The 14,437-nt window shown below is 70.7% G+C and carries 17 protein-coding genes; 10 read left to right on the top strand and 7 right to left on the bottom strand.

All coding sequences use genetic code 11. The features are described from left to right. Window positions 1-68: 68 nt before the first annotated feature. The 3 genes from JF886_RS01315 to fusA all read right to left on the bottom strand — a co-directional run bounded on the left by JF886_RS01315 (window position 69) and on the right by fusA (window position 3,254). Window positions 69-218: a DUF5679 domain-containing protein gene (locus tag JF886_RS01315; RefSeq protein WP_337308829.1), complete on the bottom strand. Its 150-nt coding sequence runs from the start codon at window positions 216-218 to the stop codon at window positions 69-71. 182 nt (window positions 219-400) lie between these two features. After that, a complete protein-coding gene (locus tag JF886_RS01320) occupies window positions 401-1,072 on the bottom strand; it encodes a dienelactone hydrolase family protein (protein ID WP_337308831.1) in 672 nt (223 codons plus the stop codon). 100 nt (window positions 1,073-1,172) lie between these two features. After that, complete coding sequence (fusA, locus tag JF886_RS01325; RefSeq protein WP_337308833.1) at window positions 1,173-3,254, bottom strand: elongation factor G; 2,082 nt, start codon at window positions 3,252-3,254, stop codon at window positions 1,173-1,175. A gap of 210 nt (window positions 3,255-3,464) precedes the next feature. Here fusA and JF886_RS01330 point away from each other — a divergent pair, with 210 nt between their 5' ends. After that, window positions 3,465-4,214: a CLIPPER-2 domain-containing protein gene (locus tag JF886_RS01330; RefSeq protein ID WP_337308835.1), complete on the top strand. Its 750-nt coding sequence runs from the start codon at window positions 3,465-3,467 to the stop codon at window positions 4,212-4,214. On the opposite strand, the gene JF886_RS01335 is transcribed toward JF886_RS01330, so the two are convergent. Further along, complete coding sequence (locus JF886_RS01335; RefSeq protein WP_337308837.1) at window positions 4,211-5,047, bottom strand: class I SAM-dependent methyltransferase; 837 nt, start codon at window positions 5,045-5,047, stop codon at window positions 4,211-4,213. The two genes, JF886_RS01330 and JF886_RS01335, sit on opposite strands and share 4 nt — an antisense overlap. Before the next feature lie 67 nt (window positions 5,048-5,114). Between JF886_RS01335 and JF886_RS01340 the strand changes: the two genes are divergently transcribed. Further along, on the top strand, window positions 5,115-5,720 hold the full coding sequence (locus JF886_RS01340; RefSeq protein WP_337308839.1) for a DedA family protein: 606 nt from the start codon (window positions 5,115-5,117) through the stop codon (window positions 5,718-5,720). 7 nt (window positions 5,721-5,727) lie between these two features. On the opposite strand, the gene JF886_RS01345 is transcribed toward JF886_RS01340, so the two are convergent. Next, the gene (locus JF886_RS01345; RefSeq protein WP_337308840.1) at window positions 5,728-5,943 is read right to left on the bottom strand and encodes a hypothetical protein; all 216 of its coding nucleotides are present in this window, start codon (window positions 5,941-5,943) and stop codon (window positions 5,728-5,730) included. A 109-nt stretch (window positions 5,944-6,052) separates the two neighbouring features. On the opposite strand from JF886_RS01345, the gene gcvPA reads away from it, so the two are divergent. From gcvPA to JF886_RS01365, 4 genes are read left to right on the top strand one after another with little or no spacing between them, the layout of a single operon-like run. Next, window positions 6,053-7,429 (top strand): aminomethyl-transferring glycine dehydrogenase subunit GcvPA, encoded by a 1,377-nt coding sequence (gcvPA, locus tag JF886_RS01350; protein ID WP_337308842.1) that lies wholly within the window; start codon window positions 6,053-6,055, stop codon window positions 7,427-7,429. After that, window positions 7,426-8,994: an aminomethyl-transferring glycine dehydrogenase subunit GcvPB gene (gcvPB, locus tag JF886_RS01355; RefSeq protein WP_337308845.1), complete on the top strand. Its 1,569-nt coding sequence runs from the start codon at window positions 7,426-7,428 to the stop codon at window positions 8,992-8,994. The genes gcvPA and gcvPB overlap by 4 nt, the downstream gene beginning before the upstream one ends. A 13-nt stretch (window positions 8,995-9,007) precedes the next feature. Next, entirely contained in the window at window positions 9,008-9,580 is a 573-nt protein-coding gene (gene pyrE / locus JF886_RS01360) for an orotate phosphoribosyltransferase (protein ID WP_337308847.1), read from the top strand. A gap of 12 nt (window positions 9,581-9,592) precedes the next feature. Continuing rightward, window positions 9,593-10,054, top strand: coding sequence for a hypothetical protein (locus JF886_RS01365; RefSeq protein WP_337308849.1), 462 nt, complete (start codon window positions 9,593-9,595; stop codon window positions 10,052-10,054). 14 nt (window positions 10,055-10,068) lie between these two features. On the opposite strand, the gene JF886_RS01370 is transcribed toward JF886_RS01365, so the two are convergent. Both JF886_RS01370 and JF886_RS01375 read right to left on the bottom strand, forming a co-directional pair. Then, on the bottom strand, window positions 10,069-10,824 hold the full coding sequence (locus JF886_RS01370; protein ID WP_337308851.1) for a TIGR00266 family protein: 756 nt from the start codon (window positions 10,822-10,824) through the stop codon (window positions 10,069-10,071). A gap of 69 nt (window positions 10,825-10,893) precedes the next feature. Further along, window positions 10,894-12,036 (bottom strand): acyl-CoA dehydrogenase family protein, encoded by a 1,143-nt coding sequence (locus JF886_RS01375; RefSeq protein ID WP_337308853.1) that lies wholly within the window; start codon window positions 12,034-12,036, stop codon window positions 10,894-10,896. A 76-nt stretch (window positions 12,037-12,112) separates the two neighbouring features. On the opposite strand from JF886_RS01375, the gene JF886_RS01380 reads away from it, so the two are divergent. The 4 genes from JF886_RS01380 to JF886_RS01395 all read left to right on the top strand — a co-directional run. Further along, entirely contained in the window at window positions 12,113-12,820 is a 708-nt protein-coding gene (locus JF886_RS01380) for a hypothetical protein (RefSeq protein WP_337308855.1), read from the top strand. A gap of 300 nt (window positions 12,821-13,120) precedes the next feature. Beyond that, complete coding sequence (locus tag JF886_RS01385) at window positions 13,121-13,630, top strand: transglycosylase SLT domain-containing protein (RefSeq protein ID WP_337308857.1); 510 nt, start codon at window positions 13,121-13,123, stop codon at window positions 13,628-13,630. 63 nt (window positions 13,631-13,693) lie between these two features. Then, window positions 13,694-14,251 (top strand): NUDIX domain-containing protein, encoded by a 558-nt coding sequence (locus JF886_RS01390; RefSeq protein ID WP_337308859.1) that lies wholly within the window; start codon window positions 13,694-13,696, stop codon window positions 14,249-14,251. Further along, window positions 14,244-14,437, top strand: a 194-nt coding sequence (locus tag JF886_RS01395) for a hypothetical protein (protein WP_337308861.1), incomplete at its 3' end; no start/stop codon positions are given. The genes JF886_RS01390 and JF886_RS01395, both read left to right, overlap by 8 nt.

Below are 14,437 nucleotides of genomic sequence, written 5' to 3' on the forward strand. Positions count from 1 at the left end.
CTGAGGCCGGACACAGCGAGGCCGCCGCACCCACGGTGGGCGGCGGCGGCCTCGGGCTCAGACGACGATCAGGTGGCCTTGCCGATCTTGAAGATCTTGGTGCCGCAGGTCGGACAGGTTCCGGTGGTTGCGGGTTTGCCGTTCTTCATGGTGATCGCCTGAGGATCCTTGATTTCTGTGGGCGCCTTGCACTTGAGGCAGTAGCCGGAAACGGCCATTGTGTCCTCTCCTATCCAGGGTCTCTGCGAGTCCGGCGGGCGGGGCCCTCCGAGCTCAAGTCGCCGCATTCTAGCCCACCCTCGGTTGAATTGGAGCCGAATTCAAAACCAGAGCGGTTTCGGGGCCCCTACAGGGGCCCCGCGGAGGCGCCCGGGACGCCTCATGAGGGCAGTTGCGAGCCCTACCGGCCGAGGTGCTCGCCCAGGAAGGCCAGGGTCCGGTCCCAGGCGAGCCGGGCCGCTTCCTCGTCGTAGACCTCGGGCCGGTCGTCGTTGAAGAAGGCGTGGTCGGCGTCGTACCAGAAGCATTCGACGCTCACCCCGGCCTCGCGCAGCCGCTTCTCGAGGTCCTCGATGGTGGCGTGGTCGTACGAGTGGTCCTTCTCGCCCCAGTGGCCGAGCACCGCGGCGTTCATCGAGGAGAAGTCGACCTTTTCGCGGGCCTTCCGGACGCCGTAGAAGGGGACGCACGCCGCCACCTTGGGATTGCGGCTGGCCAGGTACAGTGCGAGGCCGCCGCCCATGCAGAAGCCGACCACGCCGACGCTCTCGCCGGTGACGCTGGAGCTGTCGAGCAGGGACGCGACCGCGCCGTCGAGCTCGGCGCCGGCGGCTTCGGTGTCGAGGTTCATCGCCTCCTTCTGCGCCTCGTCCGGCTCAGTGGTGGTCCGCCCGTGGTACAGGTCGGGCGCCAGCGCCGTGTAGCCGGCGGCGGCGAAGCGGTCGCAGACGTTGGTGATGTGCGGGACCAAACCCCACCACTCCTGGATGACCACGACCCCCGGCCCGCTGCCGCTCGCCGCCGTGGCCAGGTACCCCCTGTCGCTGTGCCCGTCGCCGGGGAACTCGATCATCTCGCCCATCGTCGCGACTCCCTGCCATGCCAACTCTGATGTGCGAACAGGATAGTGAGGCCGGCCGCATGCCATGCGCCTGCGAGCGCTGACGGGCTGATCACGCCGACGCGGTCGCGTGTTCCTTTGAGTGTGCCGCGATGATGTCCTGGGCGACGTGCGCGGGAACCTCCTCGTATCGCGCCGGGGCCATCGTGTAGCGGCCCCGACCCTGGGTGAGCGCACGAAGCTCGGTGGGGAAGCTGTGCATCTCCGCCTGCGGGACCTGCGCGGTCACCTCGGCGCGACCGTCGCCGAGCGGGTTCATGCCGGCCACCCGGCCGCGCTTGCCGTTGAGCAATCCCATGATGTCGCCCATGAAGCGCTCGGGGACGACCACGTGCACGTCCATGATCGGTTCCAGCAGCACGGGGTTGGCCTTCTGCACAGCCTCGCGCATGGCCATCGAGCCGGCGATCTGGAAGGCGATGTCCTTGCCGTCGACGGAGTGTGTCGAGCCGTCGACGAGGCGCACCTTGACATCGACGATGGGATTGCCGCTGACCGCGCCCTGCTCCATGGTCTGGCGCACCCCCTTCTCCACGGAGGGGCGGAACTGGTGCGGAATGGAGCCGCCGAAGATCTTGTCCTCCCACACGAACCCGCCTCCACGCGGCATTGGTTCGAGCTCGATCGTGCAGTCGCCGTACAGGCCGGCGCCGCCGCTCTGCTTCTTGTACTTGTGGGCGACGCGCGCGGTGCTGCTGACGGTCTCGCGGTAGGCGATGCGCGGCGGCGTCAGCACGGCGTCGACACCGAACTTGCGCTTGATGCGCTCCAGGGCGACGTCCAGGTGCACGTCACCGAGGCCGTGCACGAGCACCTCGCCGGTGAGCGGGTCGCGGTCCATCGAGAAGGCGGGATCCTCCTCGGCGAGCCGCGCCAGTGACGACATGATCTTGTCCTCGTCACCCTTGCTCCGCGCTCTGATGGCTGCCCGGTACGACGCTGCGGGGATGTCCAGCGGTGGCAGCGTCACCACCTGGCCGCGCACGCAGAGCGCGTCGCCGGTGCGCGCGTGGGCCAGCTTGGTGACCGCGCCGATGTCGCCGGCGCCGACCTCTGTGGCGTTGACGAGGCCCTTGCCCATGGGGCGCGCCAGCTGCGCGAAGCGCTCTTCGACGTCCTGCTGCACGTCGTACGGATGCGTGTCGGCGCGCATGGTGCCGCGCAGCACCTTGAAATAGGACACCTTGCCGAAGCTGTCGACGACCGTCTTGAAGACGTGAGCGACCAGCGGACCGGCAGGATCGCAGGCGATCTCCACCTCCTGTCCCTTGGCGTCGACGCCGCGGTGCACCTGCTCGGACGGGCCGGGGAGGTAGCGCACGATGGCGTCGAGCACCAGCGCGGCGCCGCGCTCATCCGCAGCCGCGGCGCACACGATCGGCACCAGGCTGCCGCGCAGCGCCGCGGTATGCAGCGCTCCGCGGACCTCATCGTCGGTGAGGTCGGTGCCGCCCAGGTACTTCTCGATCAGCGCGTCATCGGTCTCGGCGGCGGCGTCGACGAGGGCCCCGTGGGCGCGTTCCACCTCGGTGCGCATCGCTTCGGGGAGGTCGATGTCGCGCGCCCTGCCGCCTGCCTCGAACTGGTGCGCACTGTCGTTGACGAGGTCGACGTAGCCGCTGAAGTCCCCGGCGCTGCCGATCGGCACCGCCACGGCGACGGGCTTGCGGTCGAAGGCGTCACGAAGCGCGTCGACGGTCGACTCGTACGCAGCGTTCTCCTTGTCCATCTTGTTGACCACGATCAGGGCGGGGAGGTGGCGGCCCGCGACCATCTCCCAGGCGAGCTCAGCGCCGACCGGGACGCCGCCGCCGGCGCCGACCACCAGCACCGCCGCGTCGGCGGCGGTGAGCGCGGCGGCGAGCTCGCCGGCGAAGTCCTGGAAGCCGGGAACGTCGATCAGGTTGACCCGGCAGCCGTCCCAGTCAAGGTGAGCGAGCGCGGCGCCGATGCTCATGGAGCGGCGCTGCTCCTCGGGCTCGTGGTCGAGGATCGACGTGCCCTGGTCGGTGGCGCCCATTCGCGCGGTGGCCCCGGCGGTGTGCAGCAGTGCCTCGCAGAGGGTCGTCTTGCCGTCATGGCTGTGACCAACCACGGCCACAGTCCGGATCCGATCAGGCGCAGGCATCGGCATGGGCAGGCGCTCCCGTTGACGGTCGCTGACGCGAGGTGCATGGTAGGGCGCGAGAGCGGGTGGATTGGCGTGATTGCATGCTATGCTGCATTCACGGCGAAAGCTCACCCACGGTGCGCGTCGCGGCTCGATCTCGACCTCATCGCGAGCCTCGTGATCGGCGTCGCTCGGGCCAGCGCGACCGGTTCAGGTTGCGGTAAAACGCCCCGCGTGCCAACGGCTCAATCCACCGGGACGCCGTCACGCGGGGTGAGCGCGCGCAAGACGGCACTGCTGCTCGGCGCCGGCGCGTTCCTCTGCCTGGTCGCGGCTCCCGCTGCGGCCCTGACGGCCGGCGCGGACGTCACGCCGCCGGTGCTGCCCCCGGCCACGCCGGCCATTGACCCACCGGCAGCTCATCTGACCCTGACACAGACCGTCGACAAGGCCACGGCGGCGGTCGGCGACACCGTGACCTACACCGTCACTGTCGCCAACACGGGGTCGCTGGCGGCGGCCGCGGTCACCGTCGACGACGTCATGGGCGGCACCGCCGCGTCCCGGGTCGACGACGGCACCGCGGGGACGGCCAACAGCTGGCTGGGCACCCCGGTCACCACCATCACCAAGGTGCTGACCGGACATTACCGCTGGGTCTACGCGCTCATGAACCCCGGCAACAGCAACGTCGTTCGCTTCAGCGCGGTCATCAGGCGGCCGAGCGGTTCGCCGCCATCCACGGTGACGCTCACCAGCACGGCGTCGACCTCCGGCGCGAGTCCGGCCACGGCCACGACCACCGCGACTCTCACCCCCACGGTCTCCGGGCCGAGCGCGGGCGCCGTGAAGGGCGTCATCGCGGCGGTGCCGCACAGCGGGTCCGGCCTGAACGCCACCGTGGCGGGACTCCTGTCCCTCGGCGGCGTCGGGTGCATCATGCTCGCGGTGCTGGCGCGCCGGCGCGAGGACCACGCCGCCTAGCTGCGCCGCGCCACCACAAGCACGCTCTCGCTCAGCGCGGTTCCTCGGAATCGGCTCCAGCCATCGTAGACGGCCTCGACGCGCAGACCGGCTCGGGTGAACAGGGCGGGGATGGCCGCGAAGCGGGTCAGCGCGCTGCTGGTCTGCTGGACAGAGGTGGTCCCGTCGTCGAAGACGGCGGTCTCGCGCAGCACGTAGGTATTGGCGGCGCGGTCGTGGACGGTCTCAACGAGGAGCAGGTGACGCCGATCCGAGAGCAGCGATCCATTGACGACATCCCAGCTGCTGATCCTGCCCTCGTCCTGGTCAGGGCGCAGGCGCATCTCGACGATGAGCGGGGCTCCGGCGCGCAGGGCCACGCCCAGCCGCCGCAGCACGCCCACCTGTTGCCGCCGCGGGAAGGCTTCGAGCACGTGGTAGATCAGCACCGCGGCGTCGAAGCGGTCGCGCTCGGCCAGCGCGCGGAGGTCGCCGACGCGGGCGCTCACCCGGCCGCCGGCGGGCCGCTCCCGCGCCAGGCGCTGGGCGTGCGCCACCACCGCCGGGCCGACGTCCAGGGCGGTGACCCGGTGGCCGGCGCGGGCCAGGCGCACCGCGTACAGGCCGGGACCGCAGGCGGCGTCGAGCACCTCCGCGGGAGGGTGGGGCAGGAGGCGGAGCAGGCGCGGGACGTGCTCGTCGATGACGCGCAGGCGGCGGCTGGCGCCGTCGTGGGTCTGGTCGAGGTGCTCGCGCAACAGGCGGCGGCTCACCACCGGGTCACCCCAGTCGAGCTCGACCGCGGGGTCGAATGCTCGCGGCCACGCGTCCAGTCGCGAGGGGCGCCGGCTCATCGGCCGGGAGCCTACTAACCGCGGGAGGATGCGCGCGCGCGGCCCGCGCCCTCAGAATGCGCTGCCCGTGACCACCTTCATCACACACTGGGTGACCAGCGGCGGCATCGTGCTCGTCTTCCTGCTGATGGCCGCGGAGAGCTGCGGGATTCCCTTCCCGAGCGAGGTGATCATGCCCTTCGCCGGCTTCCTGGCCGCCCAGGGCCACATCAACCTGACCGGCGCCATCCTCGCGGGCACGCTCGGCAACGTCGTCGGCTCGCTGGTCGCCTACGGCCTGGCCGCCCGGTTCGGACGGCCGCTGCTGCTCGGCCCGGGCCGCCGCATCGGCATCAGGGAGTCGCACCTCGACCTCGCCGACCGCTGGTTCGAGCGCCACGGGCTCCTCGCGGTGCTGGTGGGGCGCGTCCTGCCGGTGGTGCGCACCTACATCTCGTTCCCGGCCGGGCTGGCACGCGTGCCCCTGGTGCCCTTCACGCTGCTCACCTTCATCGGCGCTCTGCCCTGGTGCATCGCGCTCGCCGCGGGCGGCTATGCAGTCGGTGCCAACTACGACAAGATCTCGGGACCGATCACCATCGTGGCGATCATCCTCGCGGTGGTGGTGGTCGGCGTGGTCATCGGCTGGCTGGTGCGCGGCCGCCGGCAGGCAACCGCCCGGGGTCAGAGCTGAGCGGAGCTCAGGACATGTCGGGCCAGGCTCCCTGAGCCTCGCCCTCGCCCTCTTCACCCTCGTTGCGTTGCCGGTAACGCTCGGCGACCATCTTGTTAGCGACGTTCTTGGGCAGGCCGAGCTTGACGAGGCTCTTGACCTCGTCGCTCATCACCTTGTCGCGGGCCGTCTCGATCGCGGCGATGACGTCGTCGATGCTCACCGTCGGGCGCTTGGTTGCCACGTCATCAGTCTACCCGCTGCGGGGAGATCTCAGACCACGGGGTGAGCGGCCGCCGCGCGGGCGGAAGGGGCTGCGACGGCCGCGGCTGACCCGTCGGCATACTTGCGGGGTGGCCTACCTCCCCAACAGCGACGCCGATCGGACGGCGATGCTCGAGGTGGTCGGCGCAGGCAGCGTCTCCGACCTGTTCGCGACCATCCCGGCGTCGCTGCGCGACCCCACAGTGGAGCTGCCGCCGCCGCTCGGTGAGCAGGACCTCGTCGCCGAGGTGGAGCGGCTGGCGGCACGCAACCACCCGTTGAGCGAGCTCGACAACTTCCTCGGCGCCGGCGTCTACTCGCGCTTCATCCCCGCGATCGTGCGCGGCACGATCGGCCGGCCCGAGTTCTACACGGCCTACACCCCGTATCAGGCCGAGGCCTCGCAGGGCACGTTGCAGACGATCTTCGAGTTCCAGTCGATGATCTGCGCGCTCACCGGCCTGGACGTGGCCAACGCCTCCCTCTACGACGGTGCCACGGCCGCCGCCGAGGCGATGATGCTGGCCGTCCAGGCCACAGGTCGCGATCGCATCGCGGTGAGCGGCGCGGTGCACCCTGAGACGCTGCGCGTGCTGCGCACCTTTGCCGCGGGGCGCTCTGTCTCTCTCGACGTGGTCGCCGCGCGCGACGACGTCACCAGCATCGACGACGTGCGCGCGACGCTCGACGAGCGTCATGCCGGCCTGCTCGTCCAGCAGCCGACGTTCTTCGGCACGCTCGAGACGCTCGCCGGGCTCGCCGAGGCCGCGCACGCGGTGGGCGCGCTGGCGCTGTGTAGCGCCGACCCGCTGGCATGCACGGTGCTGGTGCCGCCGGCAGATGCGGGCTTCGACGTGTGCGTCGGCGACGGCCAGCCGCTCGGAGTGCCGGCGTCGTTCGGTGGACCGCACGTCGGCTACATGGCGGTGCGCCAAGCGCTGGTGCGGCGCATGCCGGGCCGTCTGGTGGGGATCACCAACGACCATGCGGGCCGGCGCGCGTACGCGCTCACGCTGCAGACGCGCGAGCAGCACATCCGCCGCGAGCACGCCACCTCTAACATCTGCACCAACCACGCGCTGGTGGCGCTGGCCGCCACCGTGTACATGGCGCATATGGGTGCCGGCGGGATGCGCGAGGTGGCCACCGTGAGTGCGCAGCGCGCCCATCACCTCGCCGACGAGTTGTGCGCTGTCAAGGGATTCTCCCTCGCCAGCGCCACACCGTTCCTGTGGGAGTTCGTGTTGCGCTGCCCGGCCGACGCCGCCGCGGTCGCCGCGGCGATGCGCGAGCAGGGCATCGTCGCTGGCCTGCCGCTCGGCCGAGTCGACGCGGCACGGGCAGACGAGCTGCTGGTGTGCTGCACCGAGATGACCTCCCGTCCGGCGATCGATCGCTTCGTCGCGGCGCTCACGGCGCTGGACACGGCTGCGCTGCCACAGGTCCGCCAGGAGGTGGCGGTGTGATCGCGCCGACACGACCGGAGCGCTCCGTCGAGGCGGGCTGGGCGGGCGCCGAGTCGCTCGTGTTCGAGCTCAGCCAGGACTACACCGGTGGGCCGCGCGTCACCGCCGCGGGAGTCGCCGCGTCCTCCCTCGATGCGCTGATTCCGGCGGCGTTTCTGCGCACCGGGCCCGCCCAGGTTCCCGCCGTGCCCGAGCCGGTGCTCGCCCGCCACGTCGGCCGGCTGGCGCGACGCAACCATCACCTGCACCACGGCACCTACCCGCTCGGCAGCTGCACCATGAAGTACAACCCGGTCGTCGACGAGCAGCTCGCCGGGCTGACCGGCTTCGCCGACCTGCATCCGTACCAGGACGGGGCCGACGTCCAGGGAGCGCTCGAACTGATGTGGCGGCTGGAACGGATGCTCGCCGCGATCACCGGCATGGCGCGGATGTCCCTGCAACCGGCCGCCGGCGCCCACGGCGAGTGGACGGGCCTACGCATGATCCAGGCGTACCACGCCGATCGCGGCGACACGGCGCGAACGCGCGTGCTCATCCCCGACAGCGCCCATGGCACCAATCCCGCGTCGGCGGCGGCATGCGGGCTCGAGGTGGTGACGGTGAAGAGCAACGCCGACGGCACCGTCGACGTCAGCGACTTCGCGGGCCATCTCGACGAGCACGTGGCCGCGGTGATGATGACCAACCCCAACACCCTGGGTGTTTTCGAGAAGGACATCCTCGAGATCGCTCGCCTCGCCCATGCCGCCGGCGCGCTCCTGTATTACGACGGCGCCAACCTCAACGCGCTCGTCGGCATGGCGCGGCCCGGTGACATGGGCTTCGACGTCGTGCACCTCAACCTGCACAAGACCTTCTCCACGCCGCACGGCGGCGGCGGACCGGGTGCGGGCCCGGTCGGAGTCGCGGAACGGCTAGTGCCGTTCCTGCCCACGCCCACCGTTGAAGCGGACGGCGACAGGTACCGGCTCGACGACGACCGGTCGCGCAGCATCGGCAAGGTGCGTTCCTACTACGGAAACTTCGGCATGCTGGTGCGCGCCTACGCGTACATATCCGCGTACGGCGACGGCATCGCGGGCATCGCCAGGGACGCGGTGCTCAACGCGCGGTACCTGCAGGCGCGCCTGCGTGACCTCTTTCCGATGGCGGTGGAGTCGGACTCCATGCACGAGTTCGTGTGCACGACCAGGGGCGGCACGGTCGACGGGTTGCGCGCCATGGATGTGGCCAAACGGCTGCTCGACTACGGCATCTACGCGCCGACGGTGTACTTTCCCATGACCGTTCCCGAGGCGCTGATGTTCGAGCCCACCGAGACGGAGTCGCGGCAGAGTCTCGACCTGCTCGCCGACGTCTGCGCCGCCATCGTCGCCGACGCAGAGCGTGACCTCGGATTCGTGCAGGACGCGCCGCACAACACTCCGGTGGAGCGCGTCGATGAGGTGGGAGCGGCGCGCCACCCGGTGCTGCGCTGGAGCGAGTCCCTGCGCACGTTTGCGTCCGCAGCGCCCGGCCCACCCTTCGGTGACGCTGAGACGCCGGCGACGCCGACAGCATGACCGGGAACCAGCCATGACCGATGATCTCGACGCCGCCCGCACCGAGCTGCACGACCTGCTCGCCGAGCGCGCCTTCACGTTCGGCGATTTCGTGCTCACCAGCGGCCGGCGCAGCGACTTCTACTTCAACGGAAAGCAGGTGACGCTGGAGGGGCGCGGCCTGTACCTGGCGAGCCTGCTCATCCTGCAGCGCTGCCGCGAGCTGCGTATCGACGCCATCGGCGGGCTGACGCTTGGCGCCGATCCCATCGCCGCGGGCGTCGCCGCCCTGTCCGGTCAGCAGGATCCGCTGCGCGCCTTCATCGTGCGCAAAGAGCCCAGGGGCCACGGCACCGGCGCGGGCAACCTCATCGAGGGACCGGCGCTGCGCGAGGGTGACCGGGTGATGGTGGTCGACGACGTGATCACCACTGGCGGCTCGCTGCTGCAGGCCGTCGACGCGCTGCGCGACCAGCCCGTCAAGATCGTTGAAGCGCTCGCCGTGGTCGACCGTGAGGAGGGCGGTCGCGCCGCCATCGAGGCGCGTGGCCTGCCCGTGCACGCGCTGTTCGTGCGCAGCGAGTTCTCCGCGCCGGCGCGCGCCTAGAGACACGCGCGAGTGCCGTTGTTCGGTCGCCGCCCCGCCGCGCAGCAGGAGTGGTTCACGGTGGGCGCCCAGGGTCACCGGGTGCTGCCCGGCTCGCCGCGGCCGGGCATCGAGCCTCTCGAGAGCCTGGGCGAGTACGTTGAAGCGATCAGCGTGCGCCGCCCGCCCGGTCCCGACGGGCGCGATTCCATCGCCGTGCTCAACGCCAAGATGGACCACGCCGACACCGTCAACGACCTCGTCGCGGCCGCGGTGCTGACGTGCGAGGAGCTGGTCGAGCGCGGCCTGCTCGACAAGGAGAAGGCGCCGCCCCCACCGCCGCACCAACCGCTGCGCCGCGACACCACCACGTACGAGTACATCCAGCAGCTGCACGAGCGCGCCGTCGAGCGCCGTGCCTGGCTCGAGGACGTCGACGGGCTGCTTCGCGCCCGCCGCGTCTCGCTGCTCGCCCCGCTGCCCGTCGAGGGCTGACCAGAGGCGGCGGTTCAGCCGCCCATGTTGCGGAGCAGGCCGCCGACCACGCCGCCAGCGGCGCCCGCCTCGGCTCCCCGCACCACGCTGTACTCGCCGAGAGCGTGGGCCAGTCTCGCCAGCGGCAGCGACTGGAGCCACACCCGCCCGGGGCCGATGAGTTGGGCGAGGAAGATGCCATCGCCGCCGAAGATCTTGTTCTTGATCCCCTTGACGGTGGTGATGTTGAACTGGACGGTGTCCTGGAACAGCCCGACGTGGCCGGGGTGAACCTTCATCTCCTCGCCGGGACGGAGGTCGTAGATGACCACCTCACCGCTCAGCTCGCACCAGACGCGACCCTGGCCGGCGATCTTCTGGAGGCGGAAGCCGTCGCCGCCGAACGCGCCGGCGCCGAGGCTCTGCTGGAAACCGACCGAGATCTGCACGCCGTGGGTGCCCGCCACGAACGCGTGGCGATGACCGAGGAACTGCATGCCCGGCTCGGGTTTGACGTCGAGCGGGAAGATCTGCCCGGGCAGCCGCGCGGCGAAGGCCACCATGCCGGGCGCGCCCTGCGCGGAATACTCGGTCATGAACAGCGAGCCCCCGCCAACCGCTCGCTTGAACACGCCGCCAAGACCGCCGCCACCTCCGTACTGCGTGGAGGTGGTCATCTGGATGCTCGCAGTCATCCAGGAGAGTTCCCCGGACTCCGCGAAGATCGCCTCCCCGGGATTGAGGGTCAACTCGAGGACCGGCATCGTCGTGCCGATGATCTTCTCGTCCACGATGTGCCTCCCGCGACTTCGACGGATTGCTGGAATTGTAGTCAGGCGCTGAGGCTGCCAGGGCGCGCGTCAGAGATCGAGCGCGGTCTTGGCGATGATCTCCTTCATCACCTCGTCGGTGCCGGCGCCGATGCGGATCAGGCGCGAGTCCCTGAAATAGCGCGAGATGTGCGCCTCGGACATGTAGCCGAAGCCGCCGTGTAGCTGCAGGCACGTGTCGGCGACGCGAGTCGTGACCTGGCCGACGAACAGCTTGGCCATGGAGATCTCCGCCACCGGGTACTCCCCCTTGTCCCACCGCTCGGCCACCGAGTACACGTAGTTCTTGCAGATCGAGATGTCCGTGTAGAGGTCGACGAGCTTGTGGCGGTTGACCTGGAAGCGCGCGATGGGACGGCCGAACGCCTCGCGCTCTTTGCACCAGCGCAGCGTCTCCTCGAACATCACCTCGGCACCGGCGACGCTGCCGGCGCTGCCGATGAGGCGCTCACCCTGCAGCTCCCACATCAGGTGGTAGAAGCCCTGGCCCACCTCGCCGAGCACCGCCGACTCGGGGACGTCGACATCGCTGAACGACAGCTCGGCGGTGTCGCTGGCGTGCATGCCGAGCTTCTTGAGCTTGCGGCTGACCGCGAAACCAGGGGTCTCCTTGTCGACCAGGAAGAGGGTGATCCCGTGCGCGCCCTCCTCCTGCGTGCCGGTGCGGGCGACGAGCAGGATGTAATCGCAACGCACCCCGTTGGTGATGTACAGCTTGCTGCCGTTGATGCGCCAGCCGCCGTTGTGGCGGACCGCGCGGGTGCGCACAGAGGCGACGTCGCTGCCGGTGTCCGGCTCGGTGATGCCCAGCGCCGCCACCTTCTGGCCACGGATGGCCGGAACCAGGTAGCGCTGCTTCTGCTCCTCGGTGCCGAACTTGAAGATCGGCGGTGTGGCCATCTCCGCCTGGACGGACACCGCCATGCCCACCCCGCCGGAGCCGCAGCGGGCCATCTCCTCGGCGAGAACGATCGCGCTCCAGTAGTCGCCGCCCTGGCCGCCGTACTCCTCGGGGTAGCGGAGGCCGAGCAGGCCGAGCTCGCCCATGCGCGGGAAGAGGCTGTCAGGGAAGTACTCGGCGGCCTCCCACTCGTCCGCGTTGGGACGGAGCTCGCGGGCGACGAACTCCCGGACCGTCTCGCGCAGCGCGTCGTGCTCTGCGGTGAATGGCATCCCAGCACCCCCGATTGACGTGGGCGTCAATTCTGCATCCGGCGGGCTGGCCAACGCCGGGCCATACCATGGCTCGATGCGACGTTTTCTGTGCGGCGGCGTCGCCGCGCTCCTCGTCGGCGGCTGCGGCAGCGGTTCGGTGGCCACCCCCACCGGCATCGCGACGCCCCGGGCGACCGCCACGCCGGCGCCGACGCCGACGCCGGTGCCCGACGTCCAGCGCATCGACGTCGTCTCCACCGGCGTGGGCACCTGGCAGCTGGTGGCCGTCCCGGTCGCGGTCATCCACAACGCCGCCACCCGCACCGGGGTGACCGGAGTGGTGGTGCACTTCACCCTCACCCGGGGCGGCAAGCCGCTGAACCAGCTGGAGTCGCCGCAGCTGACCCTGTATCCGGGCCAGACCCTGGTGGTCACCTCCTACCAGTGCACCGACTATCCCTGCTTCACCGCCGACGGGGTGACGGTGACCGTGACTCCTGGCGCCTGGGCGGCGCTGCCCGGGGCGCCCTTGACCGCCACTGGCGGGCCCTTCAAATGCACCAGGGGTTGCACCAGCCACGGCCAGTGGGCCGTCCCGATCGTCGTGGGCAGCCCCCAACTCCTCGCCAACGAGCAGGTCGACATCATCGCCTCGTGCGCGAACGCTGCCGGAAGGATCATCGGCGGGGGCTCTCGGCAGCTCCTCTGGCCCCAGCCCGGAGGCTCGCTGAACCTCGACGTACCGGTCATCGTGAACGCCCCGCCGACGACCTGCCAGGTCGGGGCAACCACCTCGAACTGAGCGACCGGGCCAGCTGGCGCCGCATGCGCGATGCCAGCACGACCGGGCCACGGCGTTGCGGTCGTCGGGGTACCGTGTGGTAGGGTGCCCCGGTCGCGCCGCTGGCGCAGGACTTGCAGGCCCGGGTTCGTTGCAAAGGTCAGCACACTTCCTTGCTGGGGCAGCGACCCACCGCCCCACACGCGGAGGAGCCAGACCAACGTTCCCGGGGGGGGCCCCGCCAGGAAGGGAACGCCGGCCAAGCGGTACAGGAGAGTTTATTTGCGGTTGCCACGTCGTTCTCGAGGAGTGGTCCTGGGCATGACCACTCTCATCATCAGCCCAGTTCTCGCGCTCACCCTGGTGTCGGCAACGCAGCCCGTCGCCGGCACCCAGGCCACCACGGTCAGCCACATCCAGGCCAGGACGTTCGCGGTCGCCAAGCCCGACCTCCGGGACGCCGCGCCCGCCACCCCGGTGGCGACCCTCGCTCCGGCGCCACCCGCGCCCGCGGCGACCAAGCCGGCCCCCAAGAAGGTTCCGTTTTACGCCGCGCCCGCCGCCGACCCCAACAGCGTGATCGGGATCATCGAGGCCGCCGCTGCCCGCTGGGGCGTCTCCGGTGGCTGGATGGTCAAGATCGCCCGCTGCGAGTCGGGCCTGCGCACCAACGCGTACAACCCCGGCGGCCCCTACATCGGGCTCTTCCAGTTCCTGATGTCGACGTTCACGCACAACGGCGGCACCAACATCTACGACGCCGCCGACCAGTCCAACATCACGGCCAAGATGCTCGCCCACGGACAGGCTCACCAGTGGAGCTGCGCCTGATCGCAGGCTGACCGTGGCCGGCGCGGCGTCCTCTGCAGCCGCCGATGCGGAACAATCCCGGCTGTGAGCCCTGACGACCGCCATCTCCGCGAGGAGCCTCTGCGCCGCCGCTCGGTGTACGAGGGCAGGCTGCTGCACGTGTTCGAGGACGCCGTGCGCCTCCCCCACGGGGGCGAGGCGCGCCGCGAGATCGTCGAGCACGTCGGCGCGGTGACCGTGGTGGCCACCGACGACGAGGACCGGGTGGTGCTCGTGCGCCAGTGGCGCCACGCCACCGGGCGGGCGCTGTGGGAGCTGCCGGCGGGCACTCGCGAGCCGGGCGAGGACCCCGCGGCGACCGCCCGGCGCGAGCTCACCGAGGAGACCGGCTACGGCGCCCGCGAGTGGCGCCAGCTCGGTCACGGGCCGGTGAGCCCCGGCTACTCGAGCGAGGAGATCTGGTTCTTCGAGGCGCGAGGCCTGGTCGCCGGCGAGAGCACGCCCGACGTCGACGAGCTCCTCGACGTCGGGCTGTTCGACGCCGCCCAGCTCACCGGCATGGCCCGCGCTGGCGAGGTCGATTTGAAGACGCTTGCAGGGCTGGCCCTGGCCGGCGTCGCCCTGGACCATGCCGGTGGCTGAGGACACCGACGGCCTGGTCGCTCGCGCCATCGAGAGCGTGCTCGACCAGGTGCCGGGCTCGATCGACACCAGCATCCCCGAGGGCGGGGCCACCAAGCTCCAGCCCTGGGCTGAGACCGCCGCCCCCGTGAGCCGCAACAAGCGGCCCCTGGAGGAGCTGCTCGTCGAGCTCGAGGAGCGCGTCGC

This window comes from Candidatus Aeolococcus gillhamiae, assembly GCF_016464765.1.
Lineage (GTDB): Bacteria > Chloroflexota > Dormibacteria > Aeolococcales > Aeolococcaceae > Aeolococcus > Aeolococcus gillhamiae.

Coding starts and splice junctions, on each gene's coding strand:
- JF886_RS01385 (WP_337308857.1), top strand. CDS start 13,121: ATGACCACTCTCATCATCAGCCCAGTTCTCGCGCTCACCCTGGTGTCG.
- JF886_RS01335 (WP_337308837.1), bottom strand. CDS start 5,047: ATGAGCCGGCGCCCCTCGCGACTGGACGCGTGGCCGCGAGCATTCGAC.
- JF886_RS01320 (WP_337308831.1), bottom strand. CDS start 1,072: ATGATCGAGTTCCCCGGCGACGGGCACAGCGACAGGGGGTACCTGGCC.
- fusA (WP_337308833.1), bottom strand. CDS start 3,254: ATGCCGATGCCTGCGCCTGATCGGATCCGGACTGTGGCCGTGGTTGGT.
- JF886_RS01380 (WP_337308855.1), top strand. CDS start 12,113: ATGCGACGTTTTCTGTGCGGCGGCGTCGCCGCGCTCCTCGTCGGCGGC.
- JF886_RS01315 (WP_337308829.1), bottom strand. CDS start 218: ATGGCCGTTTCCGGCTACTGCCTCAAGTGCAAGGCGCCCACAGAAATC.
- JF886_RS01375 (WP_337308853.1), bottom strand. CDS start 12,036: ATGCCATTCACCGCAGAGCACGACGCGCTGCGCGAGACGGTCCGGGAG.
- pyrE (WP_337308847.1), top strand. CDS start 9,008: ATGACCGATGATCTCGACGCCGCCCGCACCGAGCTGCACGACCTGCTC.